This is a genomic window from Legionella santicrucis (genome assembly GCF_001468135.1).
Classification (GTDB): Bacteria; Pseudomonadota; Gammaproteobacteria; order Legionellales; family Legionellaceae; genus Legionella; species Legionella santicrucis.
The window spans coordinates 281,333-296,880 of sequence record NZ_LNYU01000024.1; the positions used below are offsets into that span (position 1 = coordinate 281,333).

Sequence of the window (15,548 nt, forward strand, 5' to 3'; positions counted from 1 at the left end):
ACAGTTCATTATCTGCATGTTGCAGATGGAAATGTTGAGTTGCAAAATGCAACTCAACTCTCACCTTTCTCAAGAGCAAAATTGAACACAAGATTTATGGTACTTATACCAAACTGCGAAGTGCTGCCGTTATTGTTATTATTACTCATCATGGTCGAAACGTAGCGAAAATCCAGACCCATGGTTGTAAAGTCATCCAGGTAATAATTAAAGCCTACTATTCCTTGTAGGGCAAAACCACCTTGTGAGTTATTGGAGGTGAATTGGATTGCAGGATCAATTCCAGAATACTCCGTGGATTCGATATTGCCTTGATTTCTGATGAGTGCAGCTCCCAGGCCGAATCCTAAGTAAGGAACAAAACTAATATCAGGATTAGAGGACATAAAATCATAAAAGGCATTGAATAGTCCATAAAAACCCATAGTGTTACCATTGAAGCCTAGTCCAGTCTCTTGAACGTATGCAGGGCATCCTTCATAGCGGCCAACGACATTAGGACTAATGAGTGTACAGGTGCCTACTTGAAATTCTCCATAGTTGTTTATATTGTAGAGAAACTCCGTTTCAAGCCTGAAGTTTTGTATTTTATAACCAATAGAGGCCCCCACTCCTCCACCAACTGGCCCTAAGGTTACTTGTCCAGTATAAGGCACGTTGTTAATAGTAAAAGTAAGATCTGTGTTAGGTGTATGACTAATTTGACCTAATAAACCAAAGTAAAACCCCTGCACGGGTTCTAAACTAAAAGCACTGTTACTTAGAAAGCTTAAAATAAATCCAAATTTAATTATCTGTTTCATTCCATATCCTAAATTAATCCAATGATAAATGGTTGTTTTTCTGTGCTAATGGAGAAACTATATGAAACCATCCTTGGATGCAAATTTTTTTTAATTTCAACTCGACATAAGATGGAACGTATATTAATGAAATGATTGAAAAATACCTATGCAGATACATTATGCTACTTACAAAATTCATCTAGTGAATTTTGTAAGTAAGGTGTTGGCTAGAAATATTCTGAAATATCTCCATATCGGTTTTAGCCCTTAATAGGAAGTCAACGACAATTATTATAACCCCTTTTCAATACAATTAATTATCTCATTCCAAACTTTCATGCGGCATATCAATTACTCTTGCAAATATCATATGGCTTTAATCTGCATCATACAAACTTATAGTTAAGAAGATATGAAGGAGTATGAAAATGCCTAAAAAACGATTAAACAACTATTTCCCAAATCAAGAAAAACAAAGAATACAAGGCGCATTGGATCAAAAATTACTACAAATCGAAGAATGGGGTAGGGAACAACTTAAAACGGCAGGAAAAAAAAATCATCTCTCTAGTGGCGTTATTCATGCAGTAAAAGAGGCTGTTGTAGTCCCAGAAAGAGTAAATGCTGATATGCAACATCTGAAAAATATGTTAATTACATTATCAGGAAACAGTCCAATAACTGATAACGAAGAAAAAATTATTGATAAGTACATCGAAAAAATTGATAAATTATTGGGCTTGTACGCTGATTTAAATGAGCATCATCCATTAATTAATGATAACAACATAAGTCCAGAAGAAGTAATACTAGGATTGAATCAAAAATACAACGATCCTCAATTTTATGAAATGATGGAAACGCTTGCAAGCTTAGAATTTGACAAAGAAAGAATTAATTCTATAGCTGCAAAATATGAAGATGCTTTGAAAAGAAAAAATGCTGCATACAATGAAGCAAGAACCATTTTGACTCCCATGTCAAATCCAGAGAATCCCGCAAGAGGAACTCAAACAAGAGATATCGCTTTTCTTACAAGCATGCCGATGCAAAATTTACCTAGAGTTTCTATGGTGATTAGAGCAATTGATGATCAAATTAAAAAATTTAGAGATACTGATCCAGCACCTGATTACCACGTTGAACAACAAGCACCCAACACACCCAATGCAGCCATTGCCGATTTATTTACACAGACTGCTGGATGTCTTGAACGTTCAGGACCTAAAAACTCTGAACTGCAAAAAAAGATTGGTGAGAAAACAGTTGCAAATCAAACGGAAGCTTTATATTCCAGTAAGGGGTCGGGATCCAGTGCTGAACAGAAACAGGCTTTTTTCTTGCGAGAAATTTTAAATCTTAATTTAAACACACCAAAAGCAAAGAGTGATGAGGCTCGAGTTAAAGATTTTCCAGCTTATTTGGAGGCGGTATTAGTTAAATGCTATCCGGAAACTTTTGCACTTAATGCAAGAGAGGAGCTTTTAATAAAAGCAGGTGCGAATGCTACGAATTATATTAATATTCATAATGCCCTTGATGTTCCTATAATAGGTGAAACGAATAAAATAAAATTAAATCCAGCTCAATTTGATGCTGCAATGTTGGATGAATTATACAATTCAGAGCAAAATGCACTTTGGTTGGTTTTAAAAAGTACCAAACCAATTGATGCCAATTTTACTGCTGAAAATAAAGTAAAAACTTATATTGAATTGGCACAGGCATATAAAGCTCAAAAAATTGGTGACACCGAGAAATATTTAGGTGCTTACAATATGGCACAAGCGGCGCTTGCAATAGCTCAAGAACATCCTGAGTGTCAAGAGTTAGTTCACAATGCTTTTGGTCCTAAAAGCGAGTTAGGACAATGGATCATTTCAAAACACTCCAAGCAGGATCAAGCAAAAATAGGTGAAAACTTATCTCAATACGCACATGCTCAATATCTAAAAAGTGTGGAACCCCCCACCTTTAAAAAACAGGTGATTTCTCCATCACAAGCACTGCTTCTATTAATCGATCATTATCAAGCTCAGCGTGACAAATTAGCTGCTGCCAACGTAGATCCTGAAAAAGTAAAAGCAGCTGTTGAGAAAGTAGCTGAATTGAAAAAACTTTATTTACTGGGTGTGAGAGTAGGAGAAGGTCAAGCGACCGCTAGAAAATTTGACGTAAACGAGAATGATTTAAAAAAGATGGCGCATTATTTGGCTGATCCTTATTTATCATCCTATGAGGTTTCAAAGGACAAAAAAATAATAAACAATGATCCTTCTCGAAGATATTTTGAAACACATCTTGCTTATGAAACAGTCAAAAATCAAATCGATAGCATGGATAAAGATCTTTTACAAACGCACGTGAATAAGTTAACTGAAGCATTAGGTTCACATGAAAAAGAGGCGGAAACTTGCGCGAAGGTATTTTCTAATACGTATGAAGGTGAGAGCCCACTGCACAAGGAATATGCAAATTATATTGCCAAAATTACAAGCAAGGAACTTTATAGCGAGTTAAATGATGAGCAACGAGAAAAAGTACTTTTGGTGGTAAAGAGTTCTTTATTAGGCGTTGCGAATGCATTAGTCAGAGGTGCAGAATTACCTATTAATATTTATAACTCAGCACCACTTTATGGGAATTGGAGAGGAAAAGAATCTATTAAGGAGCAGGATAAAACTGCCAATGCTCATATGGGATTAATGAAAGGATACATGCCTGTTGCTCAGGATGATATTGCTACATCAACCAAGTCTGCACCTCCTGTTAAACCCTCAGATCAAGCTACTTATAAGGAAGAAAAAGGGGAATATATTAAATGGGTAGAAATGAATTTTGCAGGACTTGTGCACCCCTTTTCCAATTCCATATCCGGAACAATGCTTTGTCAATTAAGAAATATGGCTGAACAAAAAAATGGAGATGCAACTAAGGCATCAGGAATAACTGATTCAGCATTTGAAATTGAAAAGTATGCCCGAGTATTTATTGCGGCAATGCTTTATGGCAGTGGTGGCCATACGCTTAATGAATATTCTTTTCCCTTTCAGTTAGAAGAGGTGCAGAATGAATTTGCTGGAGTTGATGGATTTAAAAATATTAATTTAGAGACTTTATTTTTGGATAATAATGATATGGCGCTCAATAAGGCAATAAATGAAGCTATAACATATAACGCACATTTTTTACAAAAACAGAGAATAAATCAAGATGTCAAATTTGTCAGTTCACACCATGATAAACTTGAACTAGCGCAAGCCATTGTTCCTGTAGTCCAAAAGATAGAAAAATATGAGAGTGATGTCGAAAAAATGTTTTTCTCCCAATATAGAACTGCGAGTGAGAAAGTTGACATAATGAAGCCCGCGATCGAACAAATTATCGATGTATTAAAAGAAGGAAAGGTGAAAGATGCGCTAGAGATGTCTGATAGGCTCATGAAGAGGTTAGAACATGACTATGGGACAAAAGGGTTTACTGGGGGTGAAAAAAAATCCTACCAAATTGCTAAAGAAATACATGAAATAATTTCAGAATTAGACAGCAAGTTATTATCAAGAAAAGAAAACATAGCTAGTGCTAATCTTAGTTTTAAAGAACGATTACAACAGTTTAAAGCGCAAGAAAGACCACTAGAAGCAATTTCCGAATCAGAAAACGCATTGCCACGTGGGAATCACTTATCTCAGGTGATTTCAAACTTTAAAGTGCAGATTGCACAGTTCAAAAAAGAAGTGAATGAACATCAAGAAGAGGAAGAAAATAATTGGGATAGGAGCTTATAACTGATGGATTTATTTAAAACGAAATTTTGTTCAAGATCTAACGGTTGTATTGTAAATTCACAAAATGATCTTTACGTACATTTTGTGAATTATTGCCAATAACGAGGAAATAGTTAATGGGCGTTAATCAAGTAGTTCTAGAACTTTTTCAGGCGGACGACCTATTACTGCTTTGTCTTTGCATGTGATAATTGGTCGTTGCATTAAAATAGGTTCTTTCAACATTGCCTGTAGCACGTCATCTTCATTATCCAGGGAGAGTCCCAATTCTTTAAAAATAGGTTCATTGGCGCGCACAAAGTCTTTGAGGGTAAAGTGAGCACGTAATACTTTCAACTGCTGCATATTTAATGGTGTTTTAAGATATTCAATAATGATGGGTGTGATTCCTTTATTTTGAAGTAATTCCAATGTTTGTCTTGATTTAGAGCAGCGAGGATTATGATAAATTGTAATTTTTTGCATGTTTTCTTTTAAAGTGTTCGCTTAAGATTTAACTATAACATTAAAATCAAAAACAAATAAACCCGGATTAGTTGAGATTAATACGGGATTTATTCTATAGACTTTATTTGCTGCAATTTGGGAGAGATGATAGATACATAATGATTGACACCACAAAAAATAAGGTTTAACTCAATCTTAAATTTGTTTGCATTTCTGATAACTCACGTTCATCAAGAGGAAAATTCACAGTCCAGGGTTTTATAGGTTTAGGTAACACTGTTTCAGTACAGTGAATTTTTAATTCATCGGCTGAAATATGATGAATGCCAAACTCTTCAGCTAATATTTGACTTCCTTCTGCAAAATTACTTAATACTTTTTGTATATGGTCTTTTCCATTTTGTTTTGAAAATTTCAATTGTTTCGATGAAACATCCCAAGTTAATGACTTGCGGCCATATTCCGTAATTATTCCGATTACAGTTTTAGTATCGCGAAATGGCAATAGGTGATGGATGAAATCCTAGTTTCAGTAAATTCATTTGCGCATTTTTTGCATTTAATAGAGTAAAATCTGTTTGCATCAAACGAAGCCAGCCTTGGCTTGTTTTTTTCTCAAGAACAGAAACATTATCTGCGGGATAAAATTTGAATACATCTTCATTTTGTACAATAGGCTCATTGACGCCTGTGATCAATATTGGAAACCGAGGAGCTGATGCACCCAAACCCGGATCAAGTAAGAATTTTTTATTATCTATTGCGACTGTTACTATAAAATGTGTAGGTGGTAACGCGAGTATTTCTGGTGCATTAATTGCTGCACCTAAAAGAACTCGTGCTGCACATAACGAGACCTCATAACCTAATTGAGATAACGCATCATAAAGTAATTCTGAGGTTTGAAAACAATAGCCATCATGCTCAGAAGATAATAATGTCTGATAGCTAAAAAAAGACAAAGAACCTCTGCTAAGTGGATGTTGTTTCGCTATTTCACGCAGCTTAAAATTCGAATACGGGAATGTTTTGACGTGAGAAAAATAAATCTCTTTTAGATAATCAATTTTTTCTTCTGTTGTTAAATGTTCTGGAGAATGGTAAGCAGTTTTTATCTTTAAAAGATAATGTTGTAAATTTATTTTCATAAATCCAGTCGAATATATTTTTGTTTATAGCTATATGGTCATATATCGAAAAAATAAATTCAAGTGCACAACCGCGGCAACAGAGCCTAATCAACTGCTTGAAAATCTAGTTCTAGCCTGCTTTAATAGAAGTCTTTGATAAGATAATGTAAAATATGAGCTTAACTCAACCAAGAAGAACGGTCTGCTGTATATTATGTATCGTAATTAAGTAATTATAGCGTTTATTAATTCCTAAGTTTTATAAGCTCAATGATCTTTTAGGAGCAACAAGAAGTATGGAAGGTGCTTTATTCTGCTTAATTCTACTTTTTTTAACAGTATTATCTGGGGTTATTACACGTATTGTCCCTAGGTTACCCCTACCATTGCTTCAAATAGCTTTGGGATGTGTTATTGCCTTTTTATTACCCAATATTCATGTCAAATTAAATCCCGAACTTTTTATGTTGTTGTTTATTCCTCCTTTGCTATTTAACGACAGTTGGCATTTTCCTAAACGCGAATTTTTACTTTATACTAGACCCATAGTGACTTTATCCATTGGATTGGTTTTTTTTACGGTAGCGGGAGTTGGCTACTTAGTGCACTGGTTAGTTCCTGTTATACCATTGCCTGCTGCTTTTGCATTGGCAGCAGCTCTTTCACCAACAGATGCAGTGGCACTTAGATCAATGACTAAAGGAGTGCGCATTCCTGAGCGAATTATGCATATTCTCCAAGGCGAAGCCCTATTAAACGATGCCTCTGGCTTGGTCTCATTTAAATTAGCTGTTGCTGCGATGTTAACAGGTATTTTTTCATTCAAAAGTGCTCTATTGAGCCTTATATTAGTTGGTTTAGGAGGTATGGCTGTTGGGGCAATTCTTACCTATGCCTTTATTTCAATTCTCGGAAAATTGACTCATAACAGCACTCATGAAACGACTACTGAAAATTTATTATTATTGCTGCTTCCTTTTACTGTGTATCTTGCTGCTGAAAAGTTAGGGTTTTCAGGAATATTAGCTGCTGTTTCTGCGGGTTTTACTATTGATCGGGCTGGTTTTTTGGACAGAACTTTAGCCACAATGCGTATTGAAGGTCATTTTGTCTGGGGTGTTTTAGACATCACTTTAAATGGGATTATTTTTATCCTTTTAGGATTGTACTTACCTAAATCAATCAAATTACTTGCGGACACAGGCTATAGTCTATCAGAGTGTATTATAATTGCGGTGATTATCACTGTGACATTGATATTGTTGCGTACATTATGGATTTATTTAACTTTGCCTTTTGAAGCGTTAATTTCTAAGCGTAATCAAGCTTCCTGGCATTTTCCGAGCTTAAAAATAATCAGTACAGTCTCTTTGGGTGGGGTGCGCGGTGCTATCGCTTTAGCTGCAATTTTATCTGTACCTCATTACCTACATGATGGGAGTCCTTTTCCAGCACGACACTTACTCATTATTCTTGTTATAGGTGTTGTTCTTTGTTCTTTATTAATAAGTAGTATTATTTTGCCTTTAATTACTCCTAGTTTGAAAAAACTCATCCATAAACCAAGTCAAGACGAAGAAAAGGAAGCAGTTATTGCATTAACATTTGCTGCTGTGGAGGCGATTCAAACCAAAATGAAAGTTTTATGTGATGAATTAAGTGAAAAAGAAAAGGAACTTTGCCACCAAGTAGCACATAAACTCATGGATACTTTTAACCAGTTTATCATATCGAACCATGGTACAGAAAGTGAAAGGTTGGAAAGCATTTCCGCTTTAACCTTTGAGCGACAATTACGGTTTGCGGCTTTAGAGGGTGCACATCAAGAATTACGCACACTAAGAAAACAAAGAAAAATTAATAATACGACGATGATGAAAATTATTGCCAGATTAGATTTACGACATATCGCTTTGCTCAACGAACATCAGACCATGCTTGAAAAGTAAAAGTTGAGAAAAAGCGTGAAAGGTGCTGGCCTATTAGAAAGTTGAGTATCTATTCTGAGTTGATTTATTGCCGGGGTTTTCTTGAAATCCCTGCATCTTTGATCATTTGCTCATAAATTAAGACCAATGCTGCGCCTTGATGGGCCTCTAAAATAACTTCTGGTAATCGGGTGCGATTAAAACATGAGGTTTTACCTGGAAACGAAAGCTGAGAGCAGTGGAGCTCCCATTGCAAGCCATGTGAAGAAAGGATTGCTGTTGGCATCCCTAGTAACGAAATTTTTGTTTGAACAGGCAATAAAAAATTTTGTTGGGATTTTTCTCTGAGCACAAAACCTCTGACAGGTGGTGAATATAAAAGACAATTCGTTGTCATAAAGATATTAATATTATTGAGTATATGATCCAAAAAACCACCGTTTACTCCTACAATGATCGCGGGTAGTAAGTTATTATCGCTTAAGTAATGCATGGCTTTTTGATAATCACTACTTTCTTGATCGGGCAAATGCAGAAAAGGGTAGCTTTCTAAAATAGGGGTGTTGATAGAATCTAAATCTCCAATAATTAATTGAGGATGAACACCTAATTCAAATAAACGGTTGGCTGCTCCATCAGCTGCAATGATGGGTAAATTCATCGCGATGAAAAAATCGGGCTTGGGTAAATCACCATTGAGGCATAAAATTGACCGATACCCTTTTAAATTAATTACATCGGGCATCATAATGTCGTTTTAGTAGAATAAGCAGCAAACTGATAATCAAGCCTACTATATTAGAACTGATTACAAAAAAAGAATTCGTACTACTTCCATAAATAATCCATGCTAAAGAACAGACCAAGTAATTAATCAACATCATCATAGAAAGGTCTTGAGTTGATCGAGTTTTTAAAGATTTAACAATTTGCGGTAATAAACCAATAAAAGAAGTAATAAAAGCAACAATACCTGAAAGCATAACAATAGACACATTTTCCTCCGCTCAGACTAATGAGATCAGGTTCAAGGGTTGGTGGATCCTCTCAGCCAAAATAGTGAAGCAGGCACCCCTAATGTATAATTATTATTCTACCATGAAAGGGGCTAACAGCAAATGGGGAATCGGTGAATGATAGGGTTAATTCAATAAACATTACTGTTTCTCACATTCATCATTCTTGTTTGCTGGACATAATGCTGCATCAAATACCTCACTGACATCTTTTGCAAAGATAAATTTCATTTCTTTGCGGACTTTGTCAGGTAGATCCTCTAAGTCTTTGTCATTACGTTGAGGAATAATTACTGTTTTTAAACCAGCTCGATGAGCAGCAAGGACTTTTTCTTTAATACCGCCAACAGGGAGCACTCGACCTCTTAACGTGATTTCTCCTGTCATTCCAACATCGCTTTTGATTAAACGATTGGTCATTAATGAGGCAAGTGCTGTTGCCATTGTAACACCAGCACTGGGACCATCTTTGGGAATTGCCCCTACCGGAACATGAAGATGAATATCGCTTTTTTCAAAAATTTTATCCTCTATTCCCAATTGATGTGCTTTGGCTCGGACATAAGAAAGTGCTGCCTGAGCAGATTCTTTCATTACTGTGCCTAATTGACCTGTCACTGTAAAACCTTTGGAACCTGGCATTTTTGTTGCTTCAATAAATAAAATATCGCCTCCCCCTATCGTTACTGCAAGACCGATTGCAACTCCTGGAATGGTGGTTCGCTCTGCAATTTCAGAATAATACTTGGGTTTGCCAAGTAACTCTACAACCTTATCCTTTGTAATTGCGACTGATGTAATTTTCTTCTCTGCAATAAGTGTTGCTACTTTACGGCAAATGGCACCAATCTCACGTTCTAAATTGCGGACACCTGCTTCGCGTGTATAATCATGAGTCATTAATAGGATCGCATCATGCTCAAATTGAATTTCTTCTGGCATTAACCCATTTTCCTTAATCTGGCGAGAGATGAGGTATTTTGTTGCGATGCGTAGCTTTTCATCATCTGTATAGCCAGGAAGAGTAATAATTTCCATGCGATCGCGTAGCGCCGGCTGAATGGGATCAAGTTGATTCGCTGTACAGATGAAAATGACTTGTGACAGATCAAAATCCACATCAAGATAATGATCCGAAAAGGTTTTATTTTGTGCAGGATCAAGGACCTCAAGTAAGGCTGATGAAGGATCGCCGCGAAAATCAGCGCCTACTTTATCTACCTCATCCAGCATCATTACGGGATTACGTGATTCGACACGCTTAATGGACTGAATAATTCTACCAGGTAAGGCACCAATATAAGTACGTCGATGTCCGCGAATTTCTCCTTCATCATGCATTCCACCTAATGAAATTCTGATAAATTTCCGACCAAGTGCTCGTGCAATAGATTGTCCAAGAGAAGTTTTACCTACACCAGGTGGCCCAACAAAGCAAAGAATAGATCCTGTATGTGATTGATATTTATCCTTACGCTCAAGACGAAGTTTGTGTACTGCCAGATATTCAAGAATTCGCTCTTTCACTTCTTTCAAATCATAATGATCTTCATCAAGGATTTTTCTGGCGCTATTGATATCAAGATTATCTTCAGTTGCTTTATTCCAAGGTAATTCAACTAACCAATCTAAATAGGTTTTAATTACTTGATATTCGGCGGCAGAAGTGGGCATTGTTTTCATGCGATTGAGTTCATGTATTGCTTCTTTTTCGGCTTCTTCCGACATCTTTGTTTGGACAATTTTATTTTCATATTCTTTGATTTCAAGATCCTCTTCGTTTTCTTCACCAAGTTCTTTTTTAATCTGTTTTAGTTGTTCTCGAAGCATGAAATAGCGTTCGGTTTTATCGAGTTCATTTTGTGCTTGGGATTGGATTTTTTTTCCTAATTCAATAATTTCTACCTCTCTAGTTAAAAACATATTGAGCTTTATAAGCTTGTCCTCGACTTTATCCAATTCCAATAGCTCCTGTGCGTCTTTTAATTCCAATCTAAAATTTGCGGCAATAAGATATACAAGTTGGCGCGGATCATTTGTATTCAGTGCGAGGGTTAATAAATCTTCCGATAAATGCGGTGTTAATGAAATTAAATGACGTAATAATTCAATAGTATTTCGCATTAAGGCCTCAATTTGTTTGTTTTTAGTATATTGTTCACTTGCAATTTCAATATGTGCTTTGAAATAAGGTTCAACGGAAGTAAATTCTTTAATACAAATTCTCTCTATGCCTCGTACGATCAATTGTACGGAGTTGTCTGATAAGTGAATAAGTCTATGTATTATTGAGGCAGTGCCAATTGTATAAATATCGATAGGACCTGGTTCTTCAACAGTATTATTTTTAATAGCCATGATTCCTATGAAACGAGAAGAACTAATTGTTACGTCATGAGCTAGTTTAATGGAGCGCGACTGGCCTATATTAAGTGGCATTACAGTCATAGGATAGATAACGCTTCCCCGTAATGCTAAAATAGGTAATTCGGAGGGGATGCTCAGTTCCTCAGCTTGCGGTTCTGTTTTTTCCTTGTTTGCTTGAATCTCCATAGAGACTCCTTATTTATTCCTTCTATTATTGGATTTTAGGATAATTATTAGACAAATTTTAGTGAATATAGGGTTATTACTTATTTTTTATTTGAAATTAAATAAAAAGTGGGGATTGACTAGCTGCCGATGTATTTATTATGAATCGATTTGGCTAATTGAGGCATCCTGTTTTTTAGATTTAGGAAGAAGAACATATAAGTAGCCATTTTCATAATTTACTGTGATATGATCTATGTCATATAATCCTTGTATCAGAATTCGTACCTGAAAATTGCCATATGGAATTTCAAGGCAATGATAATTCAATTTGGCTTCAGTATCTATTCTTGTTCCTTGAATTGTTAGGACTTGATCAACAAATGAAATATTAAAATCATCAAGTTTTACCCCGGCGATTTCAGTTTTTACAATTACAGCCCCATCCGTTTCATAGACATCCGTTGATGGGTGCCATAGGTTAGAGCAAGAATAAGGTTGTGAAAAGCTCATGATATCGAGGACTCGAGATATTTGTTGTCTGAATGCTTCAAATTCTTGATCTGACTCTTCACTGGAGTTGCGACGCGCCATAAAGTCACTCCTGAAAAAATATTAAGTAGGAACAAAATCTCATTTGAATATACCCTTTTGACAGTATAGTATTTCATTGAAATTTTTCCTAAAAAAGATAAGAGTAAATGGCTTTATCTAAGATAAATGGAAAACCAGGGCCATTGCTTTCGTCTTATTAGATCATTTATTGGTTGTCAGCTCATGATTAAAAGCACAGTAAAAAATACTTATTCTACTTTCCTATATTGAAAGGGGAGATCATGTTTTATGAAATTTGATACTGTTGTACTTGGTGGGGGAATTGTTGGCGTATCGGTTGCAATTCATTTGCAAATGCGAGGGCGCGAGGTAGCATTGGTGGATTTGACCTCACCAGGAAATGAAACGTCATTTGGTAATGCGGGATTAATTCAACGTGAAGGAGTATACCCCTATGCATTTCCGAGAGATATCACTTCTCTCATGAAATATGCTTTAAATTGCTCACCTGAAGCAAGGTATCACTTCGCATCGTTATTAAGACTTACCCCTTTTTTGTGGAAATATTGGTTTCATTCGCATTCATCTCGACATGCAGAAATAGCTCGTTCCTATGCAACGTTGATCCAACATAGCGTCACGGAGCATCATTTACTTGCTGAAGCAGCTGGAGTTAGACACTTATTGCGTTCAGGAGGATGGCTTAAGGTGTTTCGGACAGCAAAAAAACAAGAAGCAGAAATACGATTTGCTGAAAAATGCAGGGCTGAATACGGTATTCAATTTAAAACTCTGGATGCTGCTTTGTTACATCATACCGAACCTGATCTTGATCTGTCTTTGTTGGGAGCTCTTCATTATACGGAATCCGAAGCGGTTAATGATCCGGGGGCATTAGTTGCCGCGTATGTACGTTATTTTGAGCATCTCGGCGGTCGTTTTTTCTTTGGAGATGCGCTTACATTATCGGGGCAATGGACGATTAAGACAGAGCAGGGACCAATTAATAGTGATTCCGTGGTCATTGCTTTAGGTCCCTGGTCAGATGTTTTATGTTCTCGTTTGGGATATAATTTTCCACTAGCAGTTAAGCGTGGCTATCATATGCATTATGGCGTGAAAGAGAATGCCAGACTTATGCATCCAATACTTGATTTTGAGAAAGGTTACCTCATTGCTCCTATGGTACGTGGCGTTCGCTTAACTACAGGAGTTGAATTCGCAAGACGAGATTCGCAAAAAACCCCAGTGCAACTCAATCAGGTAGAGCCTATTGCACGCACACTTTTTCCCATCACCGAACGACTTGATAAATTTCCTTGGATGGGATGCAGGCCTTGTATGCCAGACATGCTTCCAATTATCGGCCAAGCGCCACGTCATCATGGTCTTTGGTTTGCATTCGGACATGGACATCATGGTTTAACTTTGGGGCCTGTTACTGGGCGTTTGCTTGCTGAGATGATGACTGGAGAACATTTAATAGTAGATCCATTACCATTTAGTGCCAGCCGATTTAGTTGATTTGGAACTCGTATTTCTTAATTAAAAAACTCTCTCTCATCTGAGAGAGAGTTTTTTTTGCAATTAATCTTATTGATAATATAAAAAAGCTATTTCTAGCCACTAGTATAAACGGTACCAGTAGGACCAGCAGTCTCACCTCCACTTGAGCCGAACATGGTTGTTCCGGTGATTCCTAAAATAGAAGGCAGGAATAATAAAGCAGCAGAAATAAACACTAAGGCAATTGGTGTTCCAATTGGAATTTGGGTTGGGTTATCTTTGTGCTGTTTAAATTTCATAATCGCACCAATAGAAAACGCTAAACCAGCTAAATAAGATCCTGCAGTTATTAGCTTAGTCAGGTTGGTAAATGAGGAGGTAATTTGTGATGCCATGGCACCTACACTCATATCTCCTGCAGCTGCATTTTGACTGACTAAAGCCAATACCCCCAAACAAACAATACTGGATAACCATTGTTTATAACTTGATTTACTAATGACTTTATTTTTCACTTTTGTCTCCTCAATTTAATTTACCACCATATTCTTCAATCCATTGATATGTTGTGCCATTAATGGATGATTTCAATATAAATCAACCATGACCAACATCCCCTCCCAAAACTGTTAAGAAATTGATTGTTCACTTGTTTGGATTTCTTGAATACCTAATGTTTGGATTGTTGCTCTATAAGATTGTTTACTACTTAAGTCACTAGACTGATTAGGTTCATTCGCGTTTTTTACAGACATGATCCGCTCTTAATGTTTGTGCTTATTTAAATCATAGCACTTAAATATAAAATCATTAGGATATTTTAATTCCAATTTTGTATAGGGCATTCCTTTAAGTCATAATCCTTTAAGCTACATATTTATTAATAAGGGTTAGAAATGATAAACTGCCGAGTAACGCTTTAAATAAATGGTTATAAAATATGGATATAGTTGAAATAAAATCATTTCTTGCAGTCATTGAATTCCGGTCTTTCACGCTTGCTGCTAAGAGAGTTCATATTACTCAATCTGCAATGAGCAAACGTATTCAAAAAATGGAAAATGAGTTGGGAGTGCGTTTATTTATTGTCGAAGGCTCAAAAATAACATTGACTGACGCTGCAAGTCATTTTGTTCCCTATGCAAGACAAATGTTAGCGACATATAACAGCGCATTAAAATCGTTTAAAGACGATGCGCAAATGTTACAACATCATATAATCGTCGGGGCTTCTGTATTTGTTTCTCATTATATCTTGCCGAATTTCCTCAGTTATCTGAAAACGGTAGATTCTTCGCTTATAATTCACATCAGAGCAATGGGGGAAAATGATATCGAAGATTATTTAAACAGAGGAACAGTAGATGTTGTAATTTGCCCAGAACGGGAGCTTTCTTCCAAAGTGATTACAACTCAATTATGGCAAGAAAGATATTATTTTGTGGTCAATAAAAGCCATGAATTATCTCAAATCAATAGGCTAGTATCGCTTACAGACTTTGTAAACCATCCAGCTATTTTTACTCAAAAAGGTGGTGTAATCCGAGATAAGGTAGAAAAAGCCTTTCATAAGAATCAATTAAACTTAAATGTGAGTTTGGAGATTAGTACGCTTGATGCGATTAAAAGTCTAGTGGAATTTAATTTAGGTTGGAGTGTTTTACCCAGTAAATTGCTTTCTGATCAATTAAAGGTTCTAAATGTTGATACGAAAGATATACTCCTTAATTTTGATGCCTTTTACCTTAAAAAAAGAATGGAAGAGCGTGCAATTACTGATTTTTTACATATTTTTGATAAATGGCAAAGTCAAAATTCTATAGATGAAAAAGCTTCTTAATGAGCAAATTATGAATTATAT

At 36.1% G+C, this 15,548-nt stretch carries 14 protein-coding genes; 4 read left to right on the top strand and 10 right to left on the bottom strand.

Annotation, left to right across the window (positions count from 1 at the left end; genetic code table 11):
- Positions 1–53 precede the first annotated feature (53 nt).
- Positions 54–803 (bottom strand): P44/Msp2 family outer membrane protein, encoded by a 750-nt coding sequence (locus Lsan_RS05960; RefSeq protein ID WP_058513582.1) that lies wholly within the window; start codon positions 801–803, stop codon positions 54–56.
- Between the two features lie 410 nt (positions 804–1,213).
- Here Lsan_RS05960 and Lsan_RS22590 point away from each other — a divergent pair, with 410 nt between their 5' ends.
- The gene (locus Lsan_RS22590) at positions 1,214–4,573 is read left to right on the top strand and encodes a hypothetical protein (protein WP_065236278.1); all 3,360 of its coding nucleotides are present in this window, start codon (positions 1,214–1,216) and stop codon (positions 4,571–4,573) included.
- A gap of 123 nt (positions 4,574–4,696) precedes the next feature.
- On the opposite strand, the gene arsC is transcribed toward Lsan_RS22590, so the two are convergent.
- From arsC to Lsan_RS05975, 3 genes are all read right to left on the bottom strand, one after another.
- A complete protein-coding gene (arsC, locus tag Lsan_RS05970) occupies positions 4,697–5,038 on the bottom strand; it encodes an arsenate reductase (glutaredoxin) (protein ID WP_058513583.1) in 342 nt (113 codons plus the stop codon).
- 166 nt (positions 5,039–5,204) lie between these two features.
- On the bottom strand, positions 5,205–5,438 hold the full coding sequence (locus tag Lsan_RS22870) for a hypothetical protein (protein ID WP_237762056.1): 234 nt from the start codon (positions 5,436–5,438) through the stop codon (positions 5,205–5,207).
- A 67-nt stretch (positions 5,439–5,505) separates the two neighbouring features.
- Complete coding sequence (locus tag Lsan_RS05975) at positions 5,506–6,168, bottom strand: arylamine N-acetyltransferase (protein WP_237762057.1); 663 nt, start codon at positions 6,166–6,168, stop codon at positions 5,506–5,508.
- 278 nt (positions 6,169–6,446) lie between these two features.
- Between Lsan_RS05975 and Lsan_RS05980 the strand changes: the two genes are divergently transcribed.
- Positions 6,447–8,099 carry a Na+/H+ antiporter gene (locus Lsan_RS05980; RefSeq protein WP_058513584.1) on the top strand — a complete coding sequence of 551 codons (1,653 nt, stop codon included), beginning with the start codon at positions 6,447–6,449 and terminating at the stop codon, positions 8,097–8,099.
- A gap of 64 nt (positions 8,100–8,163) precedes the next feature.
- Here the strand turns inward: Lsan_RS05980 and Lsan_RS05985 are convergent, their stop codons facing one another.
- The 4 genes from Lsan_RS05985 to Lsan_RS06000 all read right to left on the bottom strand — a co-directional run bounded on the left by Lsan_RS05985 (position 8,164) and on the right by Lsan_RS06000 (position 12,220).
- A complete protein-coding gene (locus Lsan_RS05985) occupies positions 8,164–8,823 on the bottom strand; it encodes a thiamine diphosphokinase (protein ID WP_058513585.1) in 660 nt (219 codons plus the stop codon).
- Complete coding sequence (locus tag Lsan_RS05990) at positions 8,807–9,073, bottom strand: SemiSWEET family sugar transporter (RefSeq protein ID WP_058513586.1); 267 nt, start codon at positions 9,071–9,073, stop codon at positions 8,807–8,809. The genes Lsan_RS05985 and Lsan_RS05990 overlap by 17 nt, the downstream gene beginning before the upstream one ends.
- 162 nt (positions 9,074–9,235) lie before the next feature.
- On the bottom strand, positions 9,236–11,647 hold the full coding sequence (lon, locus tag Lsan_RS05995; RefSeq protein ID WP_058513587.1) for an endopeptidase La: 2,412 nt from the start codon (positions 11,645–11,647) through the stop codon (positions 9,236–9,238).
- 138 nt (positions 11,648–11,785) lie between these two features.
- Entirely contained in the window at positions 11,786–12,220 is a 435-nt protein-coding gene (locus Lsan_RS06000) for an Hsp20/alpha crystallin family protein (protein WP_058513588.1), read from the bottom strand.
- 249 nt (positions 12,221–12,469) lie between these two features.
- Here Lsan_RS06000 and Lsan_RS06005 point away from each other — a divergent pair, with 249 nt between their 5' ends.
- A complete protein-coding gene (locus Lsan_RS06005; protein WP_058513589.1) occupies positions 12,470–13,705 on the top strand; it encodes an NAD(P)/FAD-dependent oxidoreductase in 1,236 nt (411 codons plus the stop codon).
- Between the two features lie 95 nt (positions 13,706–13,800).
- On the opposite strand, the gene Lsan_RS06010 is transcribed toward Lsan_RS06005, so the two are convergent.
- Complete coding sequence (locus tag Lsan_RS06010) at positions 13,801–14,202, bottom strand: hypothetical protein (RefSeq protein WP_058513590.1); 402 nt, start codon at positions 14,200–14,202, stop codon at positions 13,801–13,803.
- Between the two features lie 114 nt (positions 14,203–14,316).
- Positions 14,317–14,442: a hypothetical protein gene (locus Lsan_RS23300; RefSeq protein WP_272947137.1), complete on the bottom strand. Its 126-nt coding sequence runs from the start codon at positions 14,440–14,442 to the stop codon at positions 14,317–14,319.
- 185 nt (positions 14,443–14,627) lie between these two features.
- Between Lsan_RS23300 and Lsan_RS06015 the strand changes: the two genes are divergently transcribed.
- Positions 14,628–15,527, top strand: a complete 900-nt coding sequence (locus tag Lsan_RS06015; protein WP_058513591.1) for a LysR family transcriptional regulator — start codon at positions 14,628–14,630, stop codon at positions 15,525–15,527.
- Positions 15,528–15,548 lie beyond the last annotated feature (21 nt).

Coding starts and splice junctions, on each gene's coding strand:
- Lsan_RS05960 (WP_058513582.1), bottom strand. CDS start 803: ATGAAACAGATAATTAAATTTGGATTTATTTTAAGCTTTCTAAGTAAC.
- Lsan_RS22590 (WP_065236278.1), top strand. CDS start 1,214: ATGCCTAAAAAACGATTAAACAACTATTTCCCAAATCAAGAAAAACAA.
- arsC (WP_058513583.1), bottom strand. CDS start 5,038: ATGCAAAAAATTACAATTTATCATAATCCTCGCTGCTCTAAATCAAGA.
- Lsan_RS05975 (WP_237762057.1), bottom strand. CDS start 6,168: ATGAAAATAAATTTACAACATTATCTTTTAAAGATAAAAACTGCTTAC.
- Lsan_RS05980 (WP_058513584.1), top strand. CDS start 6,447: ATGGAAGGTGCTTTATTCTGCTTAATTCTACTTTTTTTAACAGTATTA.
- Lsan_RS05985 (WP_058513585.1), bottom strand. CDS start 8,823: ATGCCCGATGTAATTAATTTAAAAGGGTATCGGTCAATTTTATGCCTC.
- lon (WP_058513587.1), bottom strand. CDS start 11,647: ATGGAGATTCAAGCAAACAAGGAAAAAACAGAACCGCAAGCTGAGGAA.
- Lsan_RS06000 (WP_058513588.1), bottom strand. CDS start 12,220: ATGGCGCGTCGCAACTCCAGTGAAGAGTCAGATCAAGAATTTGAAGCA.
- Lsan_RS06005 (WP_058513589.1), top strand. CDS start 12,470: ATGAAATTTGATACTGTTGTACTTGGTGGGGGAATTGTTGGCGTATCG.
- Lsan_RS23300 (WP_272947137.1), bottom strand. CDS start 14,442: ATGTCTGTAAAAAACGCGAATGAACCTAATCAGTCTAGTGACTTAAGT.
- Lsan_RS06015 (WP_058513591.1), top strand. CDS start 14,628: ATGGATATAGTTGAAATAAAATCATTTCTTGCAGTCATTGAATTCCGG.